This window comes from Pseudomonas sp. (assembly GCF_050739935.1).
Taxonomy (GTDB): domain Bacteria; phylum Pseudomonadota; class Gammaproteobacteria; order Pseudomonadales; family Pseudomonadaceae; genus Aquipseudomonas.
The window spans coordinates 1-21,459 of record NZ_JBOICF010000058.1; the positions used below are offsets into that span (position 1 = coordinate 1).

Here is a 21,459-nt window from a genome sequence, read left to right on the forward strand (position 1 = left end):
CCCCGACCCCTACAAGGATTTGAGGCGTGCCGAATAGCCAGCCTTACTTGGCAAACAACTGCCCGATATCCTTGAACGCCTTGAACTCCAGCGCGTTACCGCACGGATCGAACAGGAACATCGTCGCCTGCTCACCCACTTGGCCCTTGAAGCGCACATACGGCTCGATCACGAACTTCACGCCCTGGCCCCGCAAACGGTCAGCCAGCGCCTCCCATTCTTCCCAGCCCAACACCACGCCAAAGTGCGGCACCGGCACGTCATGGCCATCCACCGCGTTGGTGCCCGCGTGAGCCTGGGAATCGGTCTTCGGGTGTTCGTGAATCACCAGTTGATGGCCGAAGAAGTCAAAGTCGACCCAGTGTTCGCTGGAACGGCCCTCCGGCAGATTGAACACATCGGCGTAGAAATGCCGCGCAGCCGCGAGGTCATATACGGGGATGGCGAGGTGAAATGGCGAAAGCTTGGTAGTGGTAGCGGTCACGGTGGATTTCCTCTTTGCGGGATGCGGACATCTTTATCCATTGATTCATTGATTGAAAGATCATAATTTTCGCGTCGAGCCACAATTATTTCGATCAGTGAGTTGCCATGATTCGCGAGCTGAAAACCTTTATCACCGTCGAGCGACTCGGCACTTTCGTTGCCGCAGGCAATCAGGTCGGTCTGACCCAATCGGCGGTCAGCGCGCAGATTCGCAACCTGGAGAAAGCCCTGGGCACGCCACTGTTCGACCGCAGCGGTCGCAGCGCGACGCTCAATGCAGCCGGCCACCGTGCATTGCCGATGGCAAGGGAGATCGTCGAATTGTTCGAGCGCATGGCAGCGCCGTCCGCCGACAGCGGTTACTACGGTGAACTGCTGATCGGTGCCATCGCTACGGTGCAGACCGGCCTGCTGCCCGCCGCGCTGGTGCAGTTGAACACTCAGGCGCCGACCGTCGAAGCCAAGGTGGTGCCGGGGGTGTCGCAGACTTTACTGAACAGCGTCGATGCCGGGGAGATCGATCTGGCGATCCTTATTCGACCGCCCTTCGCACTGCCCAAGGAGTTGCATCTGGAAGTTATCGAACGCGAACCCTTTGTGCTGATCGCGCCAAGTGACGCCCAAGGCGACGACCCGCTCCAGCTGCTGCGCGACAATCGCTTCGTACGCTACGACCGCCATTCCTTCGGCGGACGTCAGGTCACGCGTTTCCTGCGTGAGCAAAAGATCGAAACCCGACCGGGCCTGGAGCTGGATGAAGTCGACGCCATTGTGCGCATGGTCGAGGCCGGACTTGGCGTATCGCTGGTGCCGCGAGCAGGTCTTTGGCTGGAACGGGCGACGCAGATCCGAATCATCGAACTCGGCGCCCTCACCTTCCACCGCGAGCTGGCGCTGGTGATGCGCCATGCGAATCGGCAGTTGCCGTTGCCACGGTTGTTTCGCAGGTGTCTGCATTTGCGCTGACGCGGTGCCTGAATTCGCGGTGCTGGCGAGATATCAGGCACCGCGCAGGACGTCTGTGGGAGCGAATTCGTTCGCGAAAGGGGGCAGACCACAGAGATGTGTCGTCTGTACCGTCACCTCGCGAATGAATTCGCTCCCACAGATCAAAGTCTCGGTTCGGCCTTGGAACTTGCTCAAACCGACTGCAAATGACACCTGACCAGTTCCGCACCCTGCGCAGTTCCAGTTCCAGTTCCAGCTCCTGCTCTGGCCGGCAACAACGCCTGGGGCTTTTCGCATCCGACCGTTGCCTTCGGGCAGCGATCACGAAAGAAACACCCCGTCGGCAAGTTGCGATTGCCCGGCAATTCGGTCGGGGCGGAGACCTGCGCATCGTCCACCGCCACGCCCAGTCGCGGCACCGCCTCCAGCAGCAGTTGGGTGTAGGGATGCCGCGGTCGCTCAAGCACTTCGCTCGCGCTGCCCAGCTCGACGATCTGTCCCAGGTACATCACCGCCACCCTGTCAGCCATGTGCCGCACCACTGAGACGTTGTGCGAGATCAGGATGTAGGTCAGATTGCGGCTGCGTTGCAATTCGGCCAGCAGATTGAGAATTTGCGCCTGCACCGAGATGTCCAGTGCCGAGGTCGGCTCATCCAGCACAATGATGTCCGGGTCGGAAGACAGCGCTCGAGCAATTGCGATGCGCTGACGCTGACCACCGGAGAACTGGTGCGGGAAACGCTCCATGTATTCGGTGCGAATCCCGACCTGCGACGCGACTCTGGCGGCGATTTCACGCATATCCCGACGGGGCGCTGAGCGCTGCACGAACAACGGTTCAGTGATCACCTTCCACACCGGCAGTCGCGGATCCAGCGACGACTGCGGATCCTGAAACACGATCTGCACGTTGCTGTTGCGTTCCTTGGCGTTGTTGTAAATCCAGTCGAGTGTGCCCGACGTCGGTTTGATCAGGCCCATCAACAACTGCGCCAGAGTACTTTTGCCGCAGCCGGATTCGCCGACCACCCCCAGGGTTTCTCCAGCACGGACTTGCAGGTCGATGCCGTTCAAGGCGTGCGCCACGGCTTTGGGCCGGCCCAGCCAGTCCTTGCCCATCGGGTAATGCACCCGCACGTCTTGCAGGCCGAGAATCATCGGGCTTTCGCCGCAAAGAGATGCAAGGGCTGTGCTGGTCATGGCCGCGACTCCTGTTTGGCTGCATGCAAGTCCAGATCAGAAGCCTCGCTCAACCAGCACGCGCTTTTGCGGTCCGCCGCAGCGTCGAGGCTCTGCATTGGTGGACGTTGCAGACACTTGGGCATGGCGAAGGGGCAGCGATCACGAAAGGTGCAACCTTCGGGCAGCGCCGACAGATTGGGCACCTGGCCGGGAATGGTCATCAGATCCTGCCCCGGCTCGACCTGCTCCGGCAGGCCGCTGAGCAGACCCTGGGTGTACGGATGGCGCGGGTCAGCCATGACCTGCGCAGTCACGCCCTGCTCCACCACCGCGCCGGTATACATCACGTAGACCCGGTCGCAGAACTGCGAAACCAGCGCCATGTCGTGGGTGATCAGCAGAATCGCCGTACCACGCTCGCGGGCCTTTTCCCGAAGCAGCAGCAACACCTGGCGCTGCACGGTGACGTCCAGCGCCGTGGTCGGTTCGTCGGCAATCAACAATTGCGGATCGCAGGAAAACGCCAGGGCGATCATCACCCGCTGACGCATGCCGCCGGAGAGCTCGAAGGGGTAGCTGTTCATCACCTGTTCGGGGTCGGCAATGTGCATGTCGCGCAGCAGTGCGATGGCCTTGGTGCGGGCGTCGGCCTTGCTCAGTTGTTGATGATGGATGATCACATCGAGCATTTGCCGGCCGATGCGCCGCGTCGGGTTCAGCGCGGTCATTGGCTCCTGGAAGATCATTGCGGCGTCGCGGCCGCGGACTTTCAGCAGGTCTTTCTCTCTGGCCGTCAGCATATCCCGACCAAGGATGCTCAAGCTGCCGCTCTTCACCTGATAGGCGCGCTCGGGCAACAGGCGCAGACTGAGCATCGCGGTCACCGACTTGCCGGAACCGGACTCGCCGATCACCCCGACGATTTCGCCGGGATTGACGTGCAGCGACACGCCGTTCAGCGCCTTGACCGTGCTTTTGTAGGCCGGGAATTCAATGCTCAGGTTATCGATGCTCAACACCGCCGCGTCGCCTGGGAATGCTTTATGTGCTTGGGTTTGCATGATCATTTCCCCTGCTGACGGGGGTCGAGCAGGTCACGCACGCCGTCGCCCAAGAGGTTGAAACCGGTGGCCGTAATCAGAATCGCCACCCCCGGGAAGGTCGAATACCACCATTGATCGAGGACGTAGTTGCGCCCCGTCGCAACCATTGCACCCCACTCTGCGGTTGGCTGCTGTGCGCCCAGGCCGATGAAACCCAGGGCCGAGGCCATAAGAATCGCGCTGCCGATATCCAGGCTCAGTTGCACCAGCAGAGGCGGCATGGCGTTGCGCGCCACGTGCCACGACACCATGTGCCAGCGCCCGGCGCCGAACGTTTCGGCGGCTTTGACGTAGCCCATCTGACGAATACTCAGCGCCTGCCCGCGGGCCAACCGCACGTAAAACGGAATGCGCACCAGGGTGATCGCCAGCATCGCGTTGAACAGGCTCGGGCCCAGTGCGGCCGCCAGCGCCATGATCAACACCAGCGACGGCACCGACAGCATGATGTCCATCAGGCGCATGATCAGGCCGTCGAAGCGCCCGCCGATGATTCCGGACATGCAGCCCAGCAAGCCTCCGGCGAAACACGAAGCAAAGGCCACGAACAGGCCGACGCCTACCGATTGCCGACTGCCGTACAGCACGCGGCTGAACAGATCACGACCTACTTCATCGGTGCCGAACCAGTGCACGGCAGAAGGTGCGGCGAGCCGCTGAGTGAGGTTCAGAGCGTTCGGATCATGGGACGCCAGCCACGGGGCGAAGATCATCACCAGCAGCACCATCAAGGTGATCAATAAGCCAGCCATGGTCAGCGGGCTGCGGCGAACCTGATGGGCCAGATACGCCAGTTTTTCCTGCCAGCGCGAGGCCTTGGGCAGTGGCGCCACCACGGGCGCAGCGATTGGGGTAGACATCTCAATTGACCTCGCCGATGCGGGGGTCGATCAGGCGGTACAGCAGATCGATCGCCATGTTGAGCAGTACATAAATGAAGGAGACCAGAATGGCGAAGCCCATGACCGCCGGGAAATCCAGCGACTGGATCGACTTGACCACATATGCCCCCATGCCCGGCCAGGCGAAAACGGTTTCAGTGAGCACCGCGCCATACAGCAGATCGCCCAGGGTCAGGCCAAGGACAGTCACCGAAGGAATCAACGCATTGGGCAGCGCGTGGCGCAGGATCACCGCCCACTTCGACAGGCCATAGGCGCGCGCGGTGCGGATGTAGTCTTCGCCCAACTGATCGAGCATCGCCGAGCGGATCTGCCGCGCTACGACGCCGAGGTTGACGAAGCCTAGGGTGATCGCCGGCAGAATCAGGTGCTGCACAGCGTTGGAGAACAGCGCCGTGTCGCCCGCGAGCAAAGTGTCGATCAGGTAAAAGCCGGTGACGGTCGGCGGCGGATCCAGCCCTTCGTCAATCCGTCCGCTGCCGGGCAGCCAGTTCAGGTGGCCGTAGAACAGCACAATCAGGCCCAATCCGAGCCAGAACGCCGGAGTGGAAATGCCGGTCACTGCCAGGGTTCGCGCGACCTGATCGATGAAGCGGTTGTGGTAGACCGCCGACAGCACACCCAGCGGTACACCCACCAGAATCGACAGGGTCAGCGCCGCCAGGGCCAGCTCCAGGGTCGCCGGGAAGAACGCCTGCAGATCCTCAAGCACCGGACGATGTGTGCGAATCGACGTACCAAGATCGCCATGCAACAGGTCGAGCATGTAGCGGCCATATTGCTGATACAGCGGCAGGTCCAGGCCCAACTGATGGCGGATATTCTCGACAATCGCGTCGGTGGCACGGTCGCCGGCGATCAGCCGTGCGGGGTCACCCGGGATCAGGTGGGAAATGGAAAAGGTAATCAGTGAAACGCCGAACACCACCAACAGCAAGCCGCCCAGGCGTTTACGCAGCATATTCAGGAAGGCCATCAGGCACCTCGGTCACACATTTGATCGACAACGCGAAACAACTCGCGGACACAGTCTTGTCATGCCCCTCCCACAGAGGCTGGGGCAGATAACACTTCACCTTCTGAGCGAGCGCATTCGTTCTCGGCGCTGTAGATCAGCCGGCGCATCTGCAGCGGCTGTACCGGCCTCTCGCGAATGAATTCGCTCCAACAGTGGTAGGGCAAATACACATTGCCTTCTGTGGGAGCGAATTCATTCGCGAAAATCGTTCAGGCGACAAAGACTCATCGACTGTACGTCCCTATCGCGAATGAACTCGCTCCTCACCAGGGCTGGTGAAGCAACGACGAGTCACTTGGTGATCGTGCCGACGTTAAACACCTGTTCCAGCATCGGGTTGAACACGTAACCCTTGACCTTGTCGCTCATCGGCAAGGTATAGGCCTTCTGATACAGGTAGGCGTAGACGCTGTCGCTGAGGACGATCTTCTGGGCCTGCTGGTACAGCTCGGTGCGTTTGGCCATGTCGTTGGTGGTCGCCGATTCGCGGATAAGCTTGTCCACTGCCGGGTTGTCGTAGAACGAACGGTTGCCCGCCAGGCCCTTCAGCTTCGAATCGAACAAGAAGTTCATGAACATGTAGGGGTCGGCGAAGTCCGGACTCCAGGACCCGATGGCGACATCGAAATCACCGCTACCTAGACGTTCACGCATGCTGGCGTTGGCCAGTTTTTCCATCTTCAGGTTGACGCCCAGCGATTGCAGCCCGGCTTGCAGGGTCAGACCAATGGGTTCCCAGTTCGGATCCTTGTCGGAGTACATGAACGTCAGGTTGCTGATCTTCGGCGAGACCTTGGCCAGATCTTCCTTGGCCTTGCTCATGTCCTGCTTGAACGCAGGCAGCTTCTCGTCATAGGCCCACATGCCCTGTGGAATCGGGCCGTTCAATGGCTTGGCCTTGCCTTTGAGAATGCCGTTGGTGATGCCGTCGTAATCCAGCGATTCGGCCACCGCGCGACGCGCATCCGGGTTGTTCATCGGCGCTTTCTGGGTGTTGAAGTAGAGCAAGGTCACCCGCAGCGACGGGTAATCGCCGACGACCACGCCGGACTTCTTGCTCAGCGCTTCGAGCTGGTCTTCGGGCATGTCTTCGATGATGTCCAGATCACCGTGTTCCAGTTGCAGGCGGCGCACCGAGGCCTCGCCGATGATCTTGACCACGACTTTTTTCAGTGTCGGTTTGGGTCCGGCGTAGTAGCTGTTCTGCTCCATGGTCAGGGTCTGGCCTTTCTGCCAGTTGACCAGTTTGAACGCGCCGGAACCGGCGGTGTGGTTCGACAGGTAGGCTTCGGCGCCTTCGGCCTTCTTCGCGACATCCGGATTGATGATCGCGGCGCCGTTGTGCGCCAGTGTCGAAAGGAACGGCGCGTACGGGGCCTTGAGGGTGAACTTCACTGTCAGCGGATCAACCACCGATACGCTCATGTCATCCGGAAACGCGCCGGAGGGGCCTTGCTTGAGTTTCATCACGCGGTCGAAGGAAAACTTCACCGCTTCAGCGTTGACCTCGGCGCCGTCATCGAACTTGTTGCCCGGCTTGAGCTTGAATTCCCAGGTCAGGTTATCGGCCGACGTAGACCAACTGCTGGCCAGCTCGCCAGCCACTTCGGTGCTGCCTTTGCCGTTCTCGACCTTGTAGGTCACCAGACGCTGATAGGCCGGATAGGTCACCGTCCAGTCGTTGTTATCGATGGTCACCGCTGGATCGAGCGTCTGCGGATCCGAAGGCTTGCCGATCATCAGGGTGTCCTGGGCCACGGCTGCGCTGGCCGACTGCCAGGCACCCAGGCCCATGGCGGTGCAGAGGAGTGCTATCGCCAGTTTGTGGGGAGTCACAATTGATTTCATGCCGGTTCCTTGATCATTCGATGTATGGACGTTCGTCAGGTTTTTTATTGAAGCTATACCGGGCAGTCAAAGCTCGGAGGACTGGCCTCCGAAATGGCGCGGCCTGCTCTTTTCAGATTTCTCTTTCAAGCCAGGCCGTCACCAGATTCAGCCGGGATTCATGTTCGTCCCGGTCAGGTGTCACGGTTGTCAGGGTTGTACGGTTCAGCCCGCCGGGCGGATCGAACCATCATCGATCAATGGATAGTCGTCAGCGTTGGGCAGCTCGTAATGCCACCACTCGCTGTCGATGTAAGTGAAGCCGGCGGCGAGCATGATCCCCAGCAGCAACAGGCGATTGCGCTGCACGTCGGCTGGCAGATCGGCGAAGAACTGGTGGGAGTGCTCGCGCATGTCATCGAAGCCGGTGCCCATGTCCAGCGCCTTGCCGTCAGCATCGATCAGGGTCAGGTCGACGGCCACGCCACGAGTGTGATGGGAACCCAGACTCGGGTCGCGAACGTACTCAGGGTTGGGCAGTGCCTCCCACAGCAGGTATTGGGCATAGGGCGGGCGATAGGCATCGAAGATGCGCAGGCGCAGACCGGCCTGCCGTGCCAAGGCACTGGCCTTGCGCAGGCATGCCTCGGCATCGTGATGCAACAGGCAGCGCGGATCCCGATAAATCTGCTTGCCAGCCAGGTTATCGACCCCGGCGTAGATCAGATCGACTTCGACCTGCAACGCTTGGGCATCGACTTCAACGAGGGGGCTATTCACGTAAAACACTCCAGATCAGAAACACGTTCGTCACGCGCGGGGTCTCTTGCCGGTCAGTTCATTCGAACTGACCGAACAATTGTTGCAGTTCACGGTTTTTCGCCAGGCGTTGATCGAGTCGCTCGCCATATTTTTCGGCCACTGCCGACACCATCAGGTTGAACAGGCAGGTCAGCGGCGCCAGGGAATCCCAGAATTGGCCGACGTCGGCATCCAGTTGCAGCAAATCAGTCGGATAGTCCCTGGCCCACGGGCAATGAAAATCAGTGATGAAAGCCATGGCCAGCCGCTGCTGGTAGGCCACCTCGCAAAAGGTTCTGGCCACGGCGGAATAGGTGCGGAAGTCGGCGATCACTGCGTAGGGATTTTCGAACTGCGAGTTCAGCGACTCGGCGTAGGTACCGGACAGACCATCGACGTAGTAGACCTTGGGCCGGATGTACTCGAGGTGGGTGAAGAACGCATTGAGAATGCCCCGTGTGGTCTGGATACCGACGATGAAAACGGCATCGGCGCTGTACAGGCGCTCGACAATACGGGAGAAGGTTTCGCTGCGAGCCAGGGCGTAGACCCGCCCAATAGCTTCCAGCTCACGGTTCATCGAGCGATCGAGGGCATCGCCGCGGGTGCTCTCCTCGCGAAATGCACCGAGTCGATCCGTAATTACCCAAGGGCTGGCGCTGTCGCCACGCAGGCTCTGCTTGACGTCATCGATGTTGCGATAGCCCAGCGAACGCAAGAATCGCCCTACCGAAATCCCGGTGGTGCCGGTCTGCTGCGCAATGCTGTCGGCAGTCTCGAACGGCAGCTTCTGCGGATTGGCGAGCAGATACCCGGCGATACGTTTGCCCGTGGGCGTCAGGTCGCTGAAGCGCTGTTCCAACGTATCGAGAAAAGGACGCTTTTCCATGGGAATCCACTGCAAAGGCACGCAAACGCGAGGGCAGAAAATGTTATAAACCGGTCATTTCGTTACCAGATGTTATCAACATAACATCGGATTTCGAGCTGGCACAATGCTTTTTTTCAGGAGTTTCAGGAGGGGGAATAGCGTGATTCGGGATGGTGCGGGCTGGGGGTGAAATGCGCTTTTTATGGGCGAAAAAGTCACGGAAATCAGTGCCGGTTGTTACCTGCGGCTACATTGACAATCGGTAAATCTCGCAACCCTCCGGGCCTCTTGTGGGAGTGCGCTTGCCCACTCCCACAGGTCATCAGTCGCGAAATAGAGCGAGACGCGGCCTTCGGAACTGGACGAAGGCGCGCTCGCATTGGAATTACCGAAGATTGGTCTTCGCCAATTCCAGTATCTGATCCGCCTTGCCGCTCATCACCGCCTTTAAAGTGAACAGGCTAAAGCCCTTGGCCTGTGCCAGCTTGATCTTCGGCGGCAGACCCAATTCCTGTTTCGCCGTGACCACGTCCACCACCACCGGCCCCGGGTGTTCGAAGGCTTTTTTCAGCGCGTTGGGCAGGTCGGCGGAGTCTTCCACGCGAATCCCGAGAATGCCGGCGCCGATGGCGATATTGGCGAAATTGGTGGCATTGAAATCGGTGTCATGGGGCACATAACCACTGGCCTGCATTTCCATGGCGACGAAACCCAGCGAGCTGTTGTTGAACACCACGATCTTGATCGGCAGCTTGAGCTGACGAATGCTCAGCAGGTCTCCCATTAGCATCGACAGGCCACCGTCACCACACAAGGCAACCACCTGGCGCTGCGGGAACGCCGCTTTTGCGCCCAGCGCCTGAGGCATGGCGTTGGCCATGGAGCCATGGTTGAACGAACCCAACAGCGAGCGTTGGCCATTCATGGTCAGGTAACGCGCGGCCCACAAGGTTGGCGTGCCGACATCGACGGTGAAGATCGTGTCCGGATCGGCGTAGGCGTCGACCAAGCGCGTCAGGTACTGCGGATGGATCGGCTCGCCATGGGACGACGGCGTGGCCAGTTCGTCGAGTTCTTCGCGGGCCTTGGCATAGTGGTCCAGTGCCTTGTCGAGAAATTTGCGATCGGTGTGGGCCTTGATTCTGGGCAATAGTGCGACGACGGTTTCCGCGATGCCGCCTTCCAGCCCCAGCGTCAGCGGCACGCGACGACCAAGGGCTGCAGGGTCGATGTCGATCTGCAGGATATTGGCTTTTTCAGGGTAGAAATTGCGGTACGGGAAGCTGCTGCCGAGGATCAAGAGGGTGTCGCATGACAGCATCGCGTGATAGCCGGAGCTGAAGCCAATCAGGCCGGTCATACCTACGTCGAAGGGGTTGGCGTATTCGATGTACTGCTTGCCGCGCAGCGCATGCACGACCGGCGCGGAAAGCTTTTCTGCCAGCGCCACAACCTGGTCATGTGCATCGGCGCAACCCGCACCCGCCAGAATCGTCACGGCTTTGGATTTATCGAGAATATCCACCAGCCGCTGCAAATCCTTCTCGGCCGGGATCACGCGCGCGGGACCGACATCGACCCAGGCGGGTTTGATGTCTGGCGCCGGCAGTAAGGCGACATCGCCCGGAATTACGATCACCGCCACGCCGCCCTGGCTGATCGCCGCGCGCATGGCCCGCTCAAGTACCTGGGGAAATTGCTCGGCGCTGCTCACCGCCTCGACGTAGTGGCTGCATTCTTTGAACAGGTCGGTGGGGTGGGTTTCCTGGAAGTAATTCAGACCGATTTCCGACGACGGAATCTGCGCGGCGATGGCCAGTACCGGAACGCGGCTGCGATGACAGTCGTACAGGCCGTTGATCAGGTGCAGGTTGCCGGGGCCGCAGCTGCCCGCGCAGACCGCGAGCTTGCCGGTCGAAGCTGCCTCGGCACCGGCGGCGAACGCGGCGACCTCTTCGTGGCGGGTGTGCATCCACTTGATCTTGCCCAGGCGTTCGAGGCTGTCAGTCAGACCGTTCAGGCTATCGCCGCTGACCCCCCAGATTTTCGAGACGCCTGCTGCGGCGAGGGTTTGCGCGAGGTAGTCGGCGATGGTTCTGCTGGACATGGGGCAGGTTCCTTGTCGAGTCGAAAAGTCTGCACGAAGTCAAAGGCTGCATCGTGCGTCGTCTCAAATCGACCCGTAGCACCTGTCACAGTTCAGTGCTTGTCAGGATGTGCCTGGGTTCGGGCACATGCGTTCACCCCCGTAGGAGCCGGCTTGCTGGCGAACGCAGCGTGCCAGCAAGGGATCCGTAAGCTGAAACGCCGCGTTCGCCAGCATGCCGGCCCTACAGGGCCCGGTGCAAGAGCACAAACCGCACTCCCCATCAGACCGGTGGCTGTACCACGGCCTTGTTCGGCGCGGCGATTTGCACTTTGGGATTGACTGGCGTGGCATTCGGCGTTGCGTATTGCTGCTTGAGATGCCCGTCCTGATCCAGCAGCCAGGCATCGAGAATCTGCCGCACGACCGGACCGGCCACACGTCCGCCCGCCTCGCCGTTCTCGATCATCACCGCGACGGCGATCTTCGGATTGGCAGCCGGTGCGAAGCCGACGAACAGGGCGTTGTCGCGATGCCGCTCCAGCGTCTTGTCGCGGTTGTAGCGCTCACCCTGCTTGATCGCCACCACCTGCGCCGTACCGCTCTTGCCGGCGATGCGGTACTGCGCACCCTGGGCCGCCGCACGGGCGATACCCCGAGGATCGTGCATCACCGATTGCATGCCATTGTTGACCTGATCCCACTCGCGGGAATCACGCAGCACGATGTTGGGCATCGGATGCTCGTCCACCGGAGGTACCCCGCCGATTTCCTTGGCCAGGTGCGGCCGGTTCCAGACACCTTTGTTGGCGATCAGCGTGGTGGCCTGGGCCAGCTGCAGTGGCGTGACCTGCATGTAGCCCTGACCGATCCCTAGGATCACGGTCTCGCCGGGGAACCACGCCTGACGCCGGGTGATACGCTTCCATTCCTTCGACGGCATGAGCCCGGCGGACTCTTCGAACATGTCCAGCGAGACCTTCTGGCCAATGCCGAACATCGTCAGGTAGTCGTGCAGACGGTCGATGCCCAGCTTGTGCGCCAGGTCATAGAAATAGGTGTCGTTGGAGCGCATGATCGCCGCGTTCAGGTCCACCCAGCCGTCACCGCTATGGTTCCAGTTGCGGTATTTGTGGTCGAAGTCCGGCAACTGGAAATAGCCCGGATCGAAAACCCGGGTCGAGGGCGTGATGACCCCGCTGTCCAGGCCCGCGATGGCCACTTCCGGCTTGATCGTCGAGCCCGGTGCATACAGGCCGCGCAGCACGCGGTTGAACAGCGGCCGGTCAACCGAATCGCGCAGTGCCGAATATTCCTTGAAACTGATGCCGGTGACGAACAGGTTCGGGTCGAAACTCGGCTTACTGACCATCGCCAGCACTTCTCCGGTGGCCGGATCGATCGCCACCACCGAGCCACGACGGTCGCCCAGCGCTTCTTCGGCGGCTTCCTGCAACTTGATGTCCAGGCTCAGGGTGATGCTTTTTCCGGCCACCGGATCGTGATGATTGAGCACCCGCAACACGCGGCCCTGGGCGTTGGTCTCGACTTCTTCATAACCGACATGGCCGTGCAGCTCGTTTTCATAGAAACGCTCGACGCCAGTCTTGCCGATCGACTGGGTGCCGCGGTATTCCACCTGATCCAACTGGGTCGCTTCTTTTTCGTTGATTCGCCCGACGTAACCGATGGAATGCGCGAAGTGCTCGGCCAACGGGTAGTGCCGAACGAACTGCGCCTCGACATCCAGCCCCGGCAGGCGGAACTGATTCACGGCGATCAAGGCGATCTGCTCTTCGGTCAACTCATACAGCAGCGTGACCGGCACGAAACGGTGCGGCGAGTTCTTCATCGCCTTGTCGAACACGATGCGGTCTTCGTCGGGCAAGTTGAGGATCTGCATCAGGGTGTCGATCACCGCGTGCCAATCCCCTGCCCGCTCGCGGGTCATGGTCAGGTTGAAGCTGGGGCGGTTGTCGGCGAGGATCACGCCGTTGCGGTCATAGATCAGCCCGCGTTCCGGCGGAATCGGCAAAACGTGAACGCGGTTGTTCTCGGAAATGGTCGAGTGATAGGCGAATTCGGTGACCTGCAGGAAGTACATCCGGCAGACCAGGGCAATACTGAGGGCTACGACAAAGAGCGCACAGGCGATCAACCGTTTGTTGACCAGCCGGGTTTCCTTCTCATGGTCCTTTAACGGTATGGGATCAGGCATTTCTACAGCTACTCGGTGAAGATATGAACGGCACAAGCTGCGTCCGCCGCAGGTTCGCTGGACGCAAATGGCGTGCACGATACCAAGAAGCTGTGTGCTTCATGGACCGTTCTTCATGAAAATCCTGTCAGCTTCGGAAAAACTCACAAGGGGTAAAGCAAACGCGAGAACAAACGGCATGCCGCGCGAACCGCGAATTTATTACAGAAAGCCTTTCAATCGCCAAGTTGCCACCGGTGCAGCTGTTGCGCCAAGAAATCGGCTCAGATTTGCATCCTTTTCTGACGCATTACCGACGCGGCCAAAAAACCCTTTTAAAAACAATGATTACGCAACCACCACACTTCTTTGATGGTGTAAGGACGGAGCAGTCAGTACTACTACGTAGAAAAATAATTGTTACGACTTATGCAACAGTCATTTACCAAATTGAATGGATGCAATAGTCAGTAACACATCTATTATTGCCCTTGGCGCGAAAAAGATGACCAGCGGTAATGGCTGCTCCCCGCTTAGCGTGCGCCTTTCGCATGCTGGCGTGCCAGAGACCCGATGTCACACCCGCGCTGCAGGAACGCCCGTTCGACACTTCGCCTGTCGAGCCAAACCGTGAAACACACTTACGACACTGCCTGTTCGCGGACCATGCTCGCCATGGCCCCTGAACATTCGTGTTCGCAGGAGCCTTGAATGACAGAGAAATCCAAAGGCCTCACCCGCCGCCAGTTGCTGAAATCCTCAGCAACGACGCTGGCCGTCGGTGCGGCCGCTACGGCCAAGGCCGCCACCGTTGTCGGTGTTCCGGCGTGGGTGCCCTTCGACCATAACGGCCCGATGCACTACGACACTCCGGGCTGGCAGTTCTTCACCGACGCCGAGGCCAGCGCGGTAGAAGCCATCGTCGCCCGGCTGATCCCCGCCGACGAGTTGAGCGTCAGCGGCAAGGACGCTGGTTGCGCGGTGTTCATCGACCGTCAGCTGGCAGGCGAATACGGCACCTTCGGCCGCCTGTACATGCAGGGCCCGTTCGCGCAAGGCACACCGATGCAGGGCGATCAGTCGGAATTGGTACCACGTCAGCGCTACCGCCTCGGCCTGGCCGGGCTTGATGGCTACTGCCAGAAGCAATACCAGAAGACCTTCAGCGCCCTCCCGCCCGAAGAGCAGGACAAGGTGCTGACCGGCCTGGATAAAGGCCAGATCGCCCTGGACGGCATCGACGCCAAGCTGTTCTTCGCGCAAGTGCTGGGCAACACCATGGAAGGCTTCTTCGCCGACCCGGTCTACGGCGGCAACCGCGACATGGTGTCGTGGAAAATGATCGGTTTCCCCGGCGCCCGCTACGACTACCGCGAGTACATCGGTCTGCACAACCAGAAGCTGAATCTGGTGCCGCTCTCCATTTCCGGCAGCTCCGCCTGGACCAAGAAGGGTTAATTCGACATGGCCAAAAAATTACCTTCCACGGATGTCGTGGTTGTCGGGCTCGGCTGGGCCGGATCCATCATCGCCAACGAATTGGCCGATGAAGGACTGAAGATCATCGGTTTCGAACGGGGTCCGTGGCGCGACACCGCTGCGGATTTCAACGTCGCATCGGCCGCCGACGAACTGCGTTACAGCCGTCGTCAGGACCTGATGCTGAGGACGCGGCAAAACACCACGACCATTCGTAACAGCGTCACCGAGACAGCGCTACCCATGCGCAGTTGGGGTTCATTCCACCCTGGCAATGGCACAGGCGGCGCGGGCAACCACTGGGCGGGCATCACCTTTCGCTTCCAGCCCCATGAGTTCCGTCTGCACAGCCACTTGACCGAGCGTTACGGCAAGGAGTTGTCGCCGGAGCTGACACTGCAGGACTGGGGCACCGACTGGGAGGAAATGGAGCCGTTCTACACCAAGTTCGACCGTCTGGCGGGCGTCTCGGGCAAGGCCGGCAACATCAAGGGCGTGATTCAGGAAGGCGGTAACACCTTCGAAGGCGCGCGCTCCGAGGAATACCCGAACCCGCCGACCGAGCAGACCTACGCGCCGGTGCTGTTCGCCGAAGCCGCGAAAAACCTCGGTTACAAACCATTCCCGGTGCCCTCGGCGCTGGTCTCGCGGCCCTATGTCAACTCCCTCGGAGTGGCCATGGGACCTTGTACTTATTGCGGGTTCTGCACCAACTACGGCTGCGCCAATTACTCCAAGGCCAGCGCCATCACCACCGTTCTGCCGGTGCTGATCCGCAAGCCCAACTTCACTGCCATGACCAATTGCGAAGTGCTGCGCGTGACCATGGACAGCAGCGGCAAACGCGCCACCGGCATTGTCTACATGGATTCCAACGGCGAAGAATGGGAGCAGCCCGCCGACCTGGTGGTGATCAGCGCGTTCATCTTCGAAAACGTGCGCCTGATGTTGCTGTCCGGCGTCGGCCAGCCGTATGACCCGGTCACCAACACCGGCACCACCGGCCGCAACTACGCGTACCAGACCGCCAACAGCGTGCGGATGTTCTTCGATGACAAGAACTTCAACCCGTTCATCGGCGGCGGCGCCATAGGCATGGGCATCGACGAGTTCAACAACGACAACTTCGACCATTCGGGTCTGGGTTTCGTCGGCGGTGGCAGCACTCGGGTAACCCCTATCGGCGCTGCGCCCATCGACTCGCGCCCTCTTCCACCCGGCACCCCCGCCTGGGGCTCGGAGTGGAAGAAGGCCACAGTCAAGAATTACGCCAGCACCATGTCGATCGGCTGCGAGGCGAGCAGCTACTCGACCCGCACCAACTACCTGTCGCTTGATCCGACCTACAAGGATCCGCTGGGCCGTCCGCTGCTGCGCATCACCTTCGACTTCCCGGAGAACGATCGCAAGATGGCCGCGTACGTCACCGGCAAGGTCGGTGAGATCGCCAAGAGCATGAACCCGCGGCAGATGGTGCCCAGCGCCCAGACCGGCCACTGGAACAGCTCGCCATATCAGTCCTCGCACATCGTTGGTGGCTTCATCATGGGTGCCGACCCGAAGAACAGTTCGGTGAACAAATACCTGCAGGTGTGGGGTGTGCCGAACCTGTTCGTGGTCGGCTCCTCGGCGTTCCCGCAGAACCCCGGCTACAACCCGACCGGCACCGTGGCGGCGCTGGCGTTCAAAGCGGCGGATGCGATCCGTACCCGCTACCTCAAGCGTCCAGGGGAGATGATCAGCGTATGAAGACTCTTCTGACTGTTTGTGCGGGTGTTATCGGCCTGTCCGTCTCGATGGCTCACGCCGCTACCGGCGCCGATTCCTATAATCTTGTAGAAAAAGGCCGTTATCTGACCACGGTCGGCGACTGTACCGCGTGTCATACCCTGCCGGGCAAACCGCTGTTTTCCGGAGGCGTGATTCTCGATACCCCGTTCGGCAAGCTGGCGGGCGCCAACATCACTCCTGACCCGGTCAACGGCATCGGTCGCTGGACGTTCGAAGACTTCCAGAACGCCATGTCCAAGGGCCATGGCCTTGACGGCAAGCGCCTGTATGGCGCGATGCCGTTCACGGCTTACACCAAGGTCCTGCGCGAGGACAACCTGGCCATTTTCGCCTACCTGAAAACCGTCGATCCGGTGGACACCAAGGTCGAAACCAACCAGTTGCCCTTCCCCTTCAACGTGCGCACCAGCCTGATCGGCTGGAATCTGCTCAACTTCAAGGAAGGCGAATTCAAGGCCGATCCGCAGAAGTCCGAGCAGTGGAACCGCGGTGCATATCTGGTCGAGGGCCTGGGCCACTGCGGCACCTGCCACACACCGAAGAACCTGACCGGGGGTGACAAGGGCGATCAGTTCCTGATGGGCGCCAACCTGCAGAACTGGGTCGCGCCGAACATCACCTCCACCGGCCATGACGGCCTCGGGGCATGGAACGAGGACGACATCGTCAAGTACCTGAAGACCGGCGCCAACCGTTTCGACATCGCCTCCGGGCCGATGGCCGAAGAGGTCGAGCACTCGTCGCAGCACTGGAGCGATCAGGACCTGATGGCGGTTGCCGTCTATTTGAAAGACGGGGCCAAGCCTGTCGACGAGGCCAAACCGGTAGCGGCCACCGATGCGTCGATGGTCGCAGGCAAGGCGATCTATGCCGACCGCTGCTCGGCGTGCCATACGCCAACCGGCGAAGGCGCGGCTCACCTGTTCCCGAAACTGGCCAAGGCCCCGCTGATCAACAGCAACGACCCGTCGTCGCTGATCCGTGTGGTATTGGCAGGCAGTCGCGCAGGCGCCACCGACGCTGCCCCAACCGCCCCGGCCATGCCGGCGTTCGGCTGGAACCTGTCGGACGACAACGTCGCTGACGTGTTGACCTACGTGCGCAATACCTGGGGCAATGCGGCACCTGCGGTGTCCAGCGCCGAAGTGAAGGACGTGCGTGAGACGTTGACGCCGAAATAATCGCCGCGTGAACAAAAATGCCCGGCCATCAGCGATGGGGTCGGGCATTTTTTATTCCGGTAGAAACGGTCTGCGAACGGCTCTGAACACCACGATCTCGCCTCTGCCCGGAGGGCGTGGGATGCCGGGAACGCCAAGATTCCGCCTCCGCCCGGCGAGGCGCGACCTCGGGACGCCACAATCCTGCTTCTGCCCGGCAAGGCGCGACCTCGGGAACGCCACAATCCTGCCTCTGCCCGGAGAGGCGCGACCTCGGGCACGCCACAATCCTGCTTCTGCCCGGAGAGGTGCGACCTCGGGACGTCACAATCCTTCCTCTACCCGGCGAGGCGCGACCTCGGGACGTCACAATCCTTCCTCTACCCGGCGAGGCGCGACCTCGGGAACGCCACAACCCTGCTTCTGCCCGGCGAGGCGCGACCTCGGGAACGCCACAATCCTGCTTCTGCCCGGAGGGCGTAGGAGCAAGCTTGCTCGCGATCTGGCGCGAAGCGGCAGTAAATCGGTCAACTCTATGGTGTCAGGTATACCGCGCTTGCAGAGTTTGCTGCCGGCGCCCCCGTAGATCGCTGGCGAGGTGGAGCGCCACGCTGGCAGCTCCTACAGCCTGCGGCCGGCAGCAGAGGCACCGCAGAACGACTGAATGATCGGCTCGAATCACGGTCGGAGCTTATGAACAGCGCATTAAGCACTGGATAAGGAGCTTCGAATGAACAGCAAGTCTCTCATCGCAGGTCTCGCGATTCTGAGCTGTGTTTCGCTCAGCAGTTTCGCCGTGCGCGCCGACGACGCCCCAGCGCAAACCGTTCAATCTTCCAAAGACAACAAAGAGGATCTGGAAAAAGGCTCTCGTGTACCTGAAAAATTCCAGCGCCCTGGCGAGGCGATTCATGACTGGAAAGCAAAAGGACTGCACGAACCCTCCAAACAGAGTCAGTGGGTACGTATCAACGACAAATACGTGCAAGTGCAAACCACCAATGGCCAGATCACCGACATCGTGCCAGTGAAGAAATAACGCTGCCCACAGACAGCGAACCGGCCCCGGAAGCGGGCTGACCGAAGCAAAAGCAGAAGGAATTGATGATGAACCTGAAAACACTGATGGCCTGTGCGGCCGTAATGACCTGCCTCTCAGGCACCAGCCTGGGTGTTCAGGCAGCCGAGCGGACGTCCAGTAAAACCGTTCAGGCGGAAACGACCAACAAACACTTCAAAGTGGGTGACACGGCGCCAGATCTCTATAAGCAGGAACGCGTCGGCGTGAAGGACTGGCAGAAAAAGGGACTGACAGCGCCGAAGGAAAACACCCAGTGGGTGCAGATCAGTGATAAATACGCGCTGGTGGAGATCGATAACGGCAAAATTCTCGACATCGCGTCCGCCAAGGAATAGTGACAGCTGACCGCCCCTGTGCCCGACTCGTTCGGGCACTCCCCCCTTGCGCTCTACTGATGCCCGACCGCTCTGGGACGGGACTGACAAAGCCCTTCGGGACCCAAAAATAATCCACTTCAATAGCGAGAAAGGTTGGACGCTAACGATTTCCGACTTTAATCTTGGCCGCTTGTTTCAGGTGTGTCTGGCACGCCTCCGTTCAACGCTCCCGCTTCAAAAAGTCAAGGCCGAGATCCGATGTCTTCCGTTTTAAATGTGTTGTTGCCGATCTTCGCCTTGATACTGGTTGGTTATCTGTGTCGGCGTACCAATCGCCTGGGCCCTACCGCCGCTTCGGAGATCAACCGAATGGTGGTCTGGCTCTGTTTGCCGGCGCTGCTGTTCACCGCGACGGCGACTGCCACCTGGGAGCAGATCTGGCATCCCGGATTCGTTCTGGTGTTCACCCTCTCGACGATGGCGATGTTCGTCGTCACCTTGCTGCTGCGGCGCAAAAAGGCCGGGCATTTTGCCGATGCGAGCATCGATGCATTGAGCGCCTCTTACGCCAATACCGGGTATATCGGCATTCCTCTGTGCGTGATGGTGCTGGGCCAGAGTGGCCTGGAGCCCGCGCTGATCGCCTCTCTGCTGGTGGTCTGCGTGCTGTTCGGCATCGCCTTGGTGTGCATCGAAATCGGCTTGCAGAGCGAAGCCCACGTGCACCGCATCGTCATCAAGGTGCTGGGTGCGCTGGCGAAGAACCCGTTGGTGGTGTCGCCGATTCTCGGGGCGTGCTGGGCGTCTACCGGTATACCGCTGCCGGGCGCATTGGACAAGTTTCTGAGCCTGCTGGGTGCTGCGACCACGCCGTGCGCACTGGTCTCTCTGGGCCTGTTTCTGGCCCAGAAACAACAAGGCCCGCGCCACGGCACGAGCCTGCTGGTGTTGATCAAACTGATTGCCCACCCGCTGTTGACCTGGTTTCTCGCCTTCAAGGTCTTCCATCTGCCGCCGCTGTGGGCCAATTCCGCATTGCTGCTCAGTGCCCTGCCCACCGGCACCGGGCCTTTCATGCTCGCCGAATACTACCAGCGCGAGGCTTCGGTGGTGTCCAGCACCATCCTGATTTCAACCTTGGGCTCGCTGGTGACGTTGTCGTTGTGCATTTACTACATCAATGCCTGACACCGCCAGGCTGATCCACAGCGCGACCCCTGTAGGAGCCGGCTTGCTGGCGAATGCAGAGTGTCAGCCAATGCATCTACAACTGACCCGGCGCATTCGCCAGCAAGATGGCTCCTCCAAGAACATGACTAGACGATCACCTCGACAACGTTCATAGGCGTGCCGTTAGACAAACATCCCGCCCGACGCCTCAATGCGCTGTGCGGTAATCCAGCGGCCGCCGTCGCCCAGCAGCATCGACACCGCCGCGCCGATGTCGTCCGGCAAGCCGGCACGACCCATCGCCGTATTGGACGAAATCCAGGCATTCACTTCTGGATTGTCACGTACCGTACCGCCACCGAAGTCGGTTTCTATCGCACCCGGTGCCAGCGAGTTAACGGTGATACCGCGTGGGCCCAGTTCATTGGCGAGATAGCGGGTCCAGACCTCGACCGCCCCTTTCATCGATGCGTAAGCGCCATAGCCAATAGGCGAGAAACGCGCCAGGCCGGACGAGAGGTTGACGATCCGCCCCCCATCCGCAATCAACGGCAACAGTTTCTGCGTCAGAAAAAACGGCCCTTTGAAATGCACCTTCATCAGCTGATCGAACTGGGCCTCAGTCGTTTCGGCGCAGCTGGCATACATACCGATACCCGCATTGTTCACCAGAAAGTCGAAGCGCTCGGCCTTGAAATAAGTCCCGAGCAAAGTCGATACCTGAGCGGCAAACGCCTCGAAATGGCTGCTATCACCCACATCCAGTTGCAACATTTTTGCCTTGCCGCCCAGCGCTTCGATTTCGGCGACCACGCTCTGCGCTTCCTGTTCACGGCTGTGGTACGTACCGATGATGTCAACGCCCTGGCGCGCCAGATGCAGCGCGGTGCTTTTCCCCAGGCCACGACTGGCGCCGGTGATGATGGCGATTTTGTTACTCATGATTGCTACCTCGATTGGCTGTATTCAGTCAGTAAGCAGCACTGTATTGTTCGTCAGTACTTCGATAAATCCGCGTTACTCGATATGACTGATCGA

Annotated in this window: 19 protein-coding genes; 8 read left to right on the forward strand and 11 right to left on the reverse strand. The window is 60.2% G+C overall.

Going from position 1 to position 21,459, the window contains the following annotated elements:
- Positions 1–43: 43 nt before the first annotated feature.
- Positions 44–484: a VOC family protein gene (locus ACRER8_RS09940; RefSeq protein WP_431746157.1), complete on the reverse strand. Its 441-nt coding sequence runs from the start codon at positions 482–484 to the stop codon at positions 44–46.
- 107 nt (positions 485–591) lie between these two features.
- Here ACRER8_RS09940 and ACRER8_RS09945 point away from each other — a divergent pair, with 107 nt between their 5' ends.
- Positions 592–1,452 (forward strand): LysR family transcriptional regulator, encoded by an 861-nt coding sequence (locus ACRER8_RS09945; RefSeq protein ID WP_431746158.1) that lies wholly within the window; start codon positions 592–594, stop codon positions 1,450–1,452.
- 173 nt (positions 1,453–1,625) lie between these two features.
- Here ACRER8_RS09945 and ACRER8_RS09950 read toward each other — a convergent pair whose 3' ends face one another.
- From ACRER8_RS09950 to mrdA, 9 genes are all read right to left on the reverse strand, one after another.
- A complete protein-coding gene (locus tag ACRER8_RS09950) occupies positions 1,626–2,636 on the reverse strand; it encodes an oligopeptide/dipeptide ABC transporter ATP-binding protein (protein ID WP_431746159.1) in 1,011 nt (336 codons plus the stop codon).
- Entirely contained in the window at positions 2,633–3,685 is a 1,053-nt protein-coding gene (locus ACRER8_RS09955; protein WP_431746160.1) for an ABC transporter ATP-binding protein, read from the reverse strand. Before ACRER8_RS09955 ends, ACRER8_RS09950 begins: the two co-directional genes overlap by 4 nt.
- On the reverse strand, positions 3,682–4,581 hold the full coding sequence (gene ddpC / locus ACRER8_RS09960; RefSeq protein ID WP_431746161.1) for a D,D-dipeptide ABC transporter permease: 900 nt from the start codon (positions 4,579–4,581) through the stop codon (positions 3,682–3,684). The genes ACRER8_RS09955 and ddpC overlap by 4 nt, the downstream gene beginning before the upstream one ends.
- Before the next feature lies 1 nt (position 4,582).
- Positions 4,583–5,599: an ABC transporter permease gene (locus ACRER8_RS09965; RefSeq protein WP_431746162.1), complete on the reverse strand. Its 1,017-nt coding sequence runs from the start codon at positions 5,597–5,599 to the stop codon at positions 4,583–4,585.
- Positions 5,600–5,932: 333 nt separating this feature from the next.
- Entirely contained in the window at positions 5,933–7,489 is a 1,557-nt protein-coding gene (locus ACRER8_RS09970; protein ID WP_431746163.1) for an ABC transporter substrate-binding protein, read from the reverse strand.
- A 204-nt stretch (positions 7,490–7,693) separates the two neighbouring features.
- Positions 7,694–8,248, reverse strand: a complete 555-nt coding sequence (gene ddpX / locus ACRER8_RS09975; RefSeq protein ID WP_431746164.1) for a D-alanyl-D-alanine dipeptidase — start codon at positions 8,246–8,248, stop codon at positions 7,694–7,696.
- Positions 8,249–8,306: 58 nt separating this feature from the next.
- Positions 8,307–9,158 (reverse strand): MurR/RpiR family transcriptional regulator, encoded by an 852-nt coding sequence (locus ACRER8_RS09980; protein WP_431746165.1) that lies wholly within the window; start codon positions 9,156–9,158, stop codon positions 8,307–8,309.
- Between the two features lie 367 nt (positions 9,159–9,525).
- Positions 9,526–11,247: a ubiquinone-dependent pyruvate dehydrogenase gene (gene poxB / locus ACRER8_RS09985; protein WP_431746166.1), complete on the reverse strand. Its 1,722-nt coding sequence runs from the start codon at positions 11,245–11,247 to the stop codon at positions 9,526–9,528.
- Positions 11,248–11,509: 262 nt separating this feature from the next.
- Positions 11,510–13,444 carry a penicillin-binding protein 2 gene (mrdA, locus tag ACRER8_RS09990; protein WP_431746167.1) on the reverse strand — a complete coding sequence of 645 codons (1,935 nt, stop codon included), beginning with the start codon at positions 13,442–13,444 and terminating at the stop codon, positions 11,510–11,512.
- A gap of 115 nt (positions 13,445–13,559) precedes the next feature.
- Between mrdA and ACRER8_RS09995 the strand changes: the two genes are divergently transcribed.
- From ACRER8_RS09995 to ACRER8_RS10025, 7 genes are all read left to right on the forward strand, one after another.
- Entirely contained in the window at positions 13,560–13,796 is a 237-nt protein-coding gene (locus ACRER8_RS09995; protein WP_431746168.1) for a hypothetical protein, read from the forward strand.
- 338 nt (positions 13,797–14,134) lie between these two features.
- Positions 14,135–14,881 (forward strand): gluconate 2-dehydrogenase subunit 3 family protein, encoded by a 747-nt coding sequence (locus ACRER8_RS10000; RefSeq protein WP_431746169.1) that lies wholly within the window; start codon positions 14,135–14,137, stop codon positions 14,879–14,881.
- 6 nt (positions 14,882–14,887) lie between these two features.
- Entirely contained in the window at positions 14,888–16,651 is a 1,764-nt protein-coding gene (locus tag ACRER8_RS10005; protein ID WP_431746170.1) for a GMC family oxidoreductase, read from the forward strand.
- Positions 16,648–17,874, forward strand: coding sequence for a c-type cytochrome (locus ACRER8_RS10010; RefSeq protein WP_431746171.1), 1,227 nt, complete (start codon positions 16,648–16,650; stop codon positions 17,872–17,874). The genes ACRER8_RS10005 and ACRER8_RS10010 overlap by 4 nt, the downstream gene beginning before the upstream one ends.
- Before the next feature lie 709 nt (positions 17,875–18,583).
- On the forward strand, positions 18,584–18,892 hold the full coding sequence (locus tag ACRER8_RS10015) for an RcnB family protein (RefSeq protein ID WP_431746172.1): 309 nt from the start codon (positions 18,584–18,586) through the stop codon (positions 18,890–18,892).
- Positions 18,893–18,960: 68 nt separating this feature from the next.
- Positions 18,961–19,269: an RcnB family protein gene (locus tag ACRER8_RS10020; protein WP_431746173.1), complete on the forward strand. Its 309-nt coding sequence runs from the start codon at positions 18,961–18,963 to the stop codon at positions 19,267–19,269.
- Between the two features lie 240 nt (positions 19,270–19,509).
- The gene (locus ACRER8_RS10025; RefSeq protein WP_431746174.1) at positions 19,510–20,439 is read left to right on the forward strand and encodes an AEC family transporter; all 930 of its coding nucleotides are present in this window, start codon (positions 19,510–19,512) and stop codon (positions 20,437–20,439) included.
- 165 nt (positions 20,440–20,604) lie between these two features.
- Here the strand turns inward: ACRER8_RS10025 and ACRER8_RS10030 are convergent, their stop codons facing one another.
- Positions 20,605–21,363, reverse strand: coding sequence for an SDR family NAD(P)-dependent oxidoreductase (locus ACRER8_RS10030; protein ID WP_431746175.1), 759 nt, complete (start codon positions 21,361–21,363; stop codon positions 20,605–20,607).
- Positions 21,364–21,459: the final 96 nt, after the last annotated feature.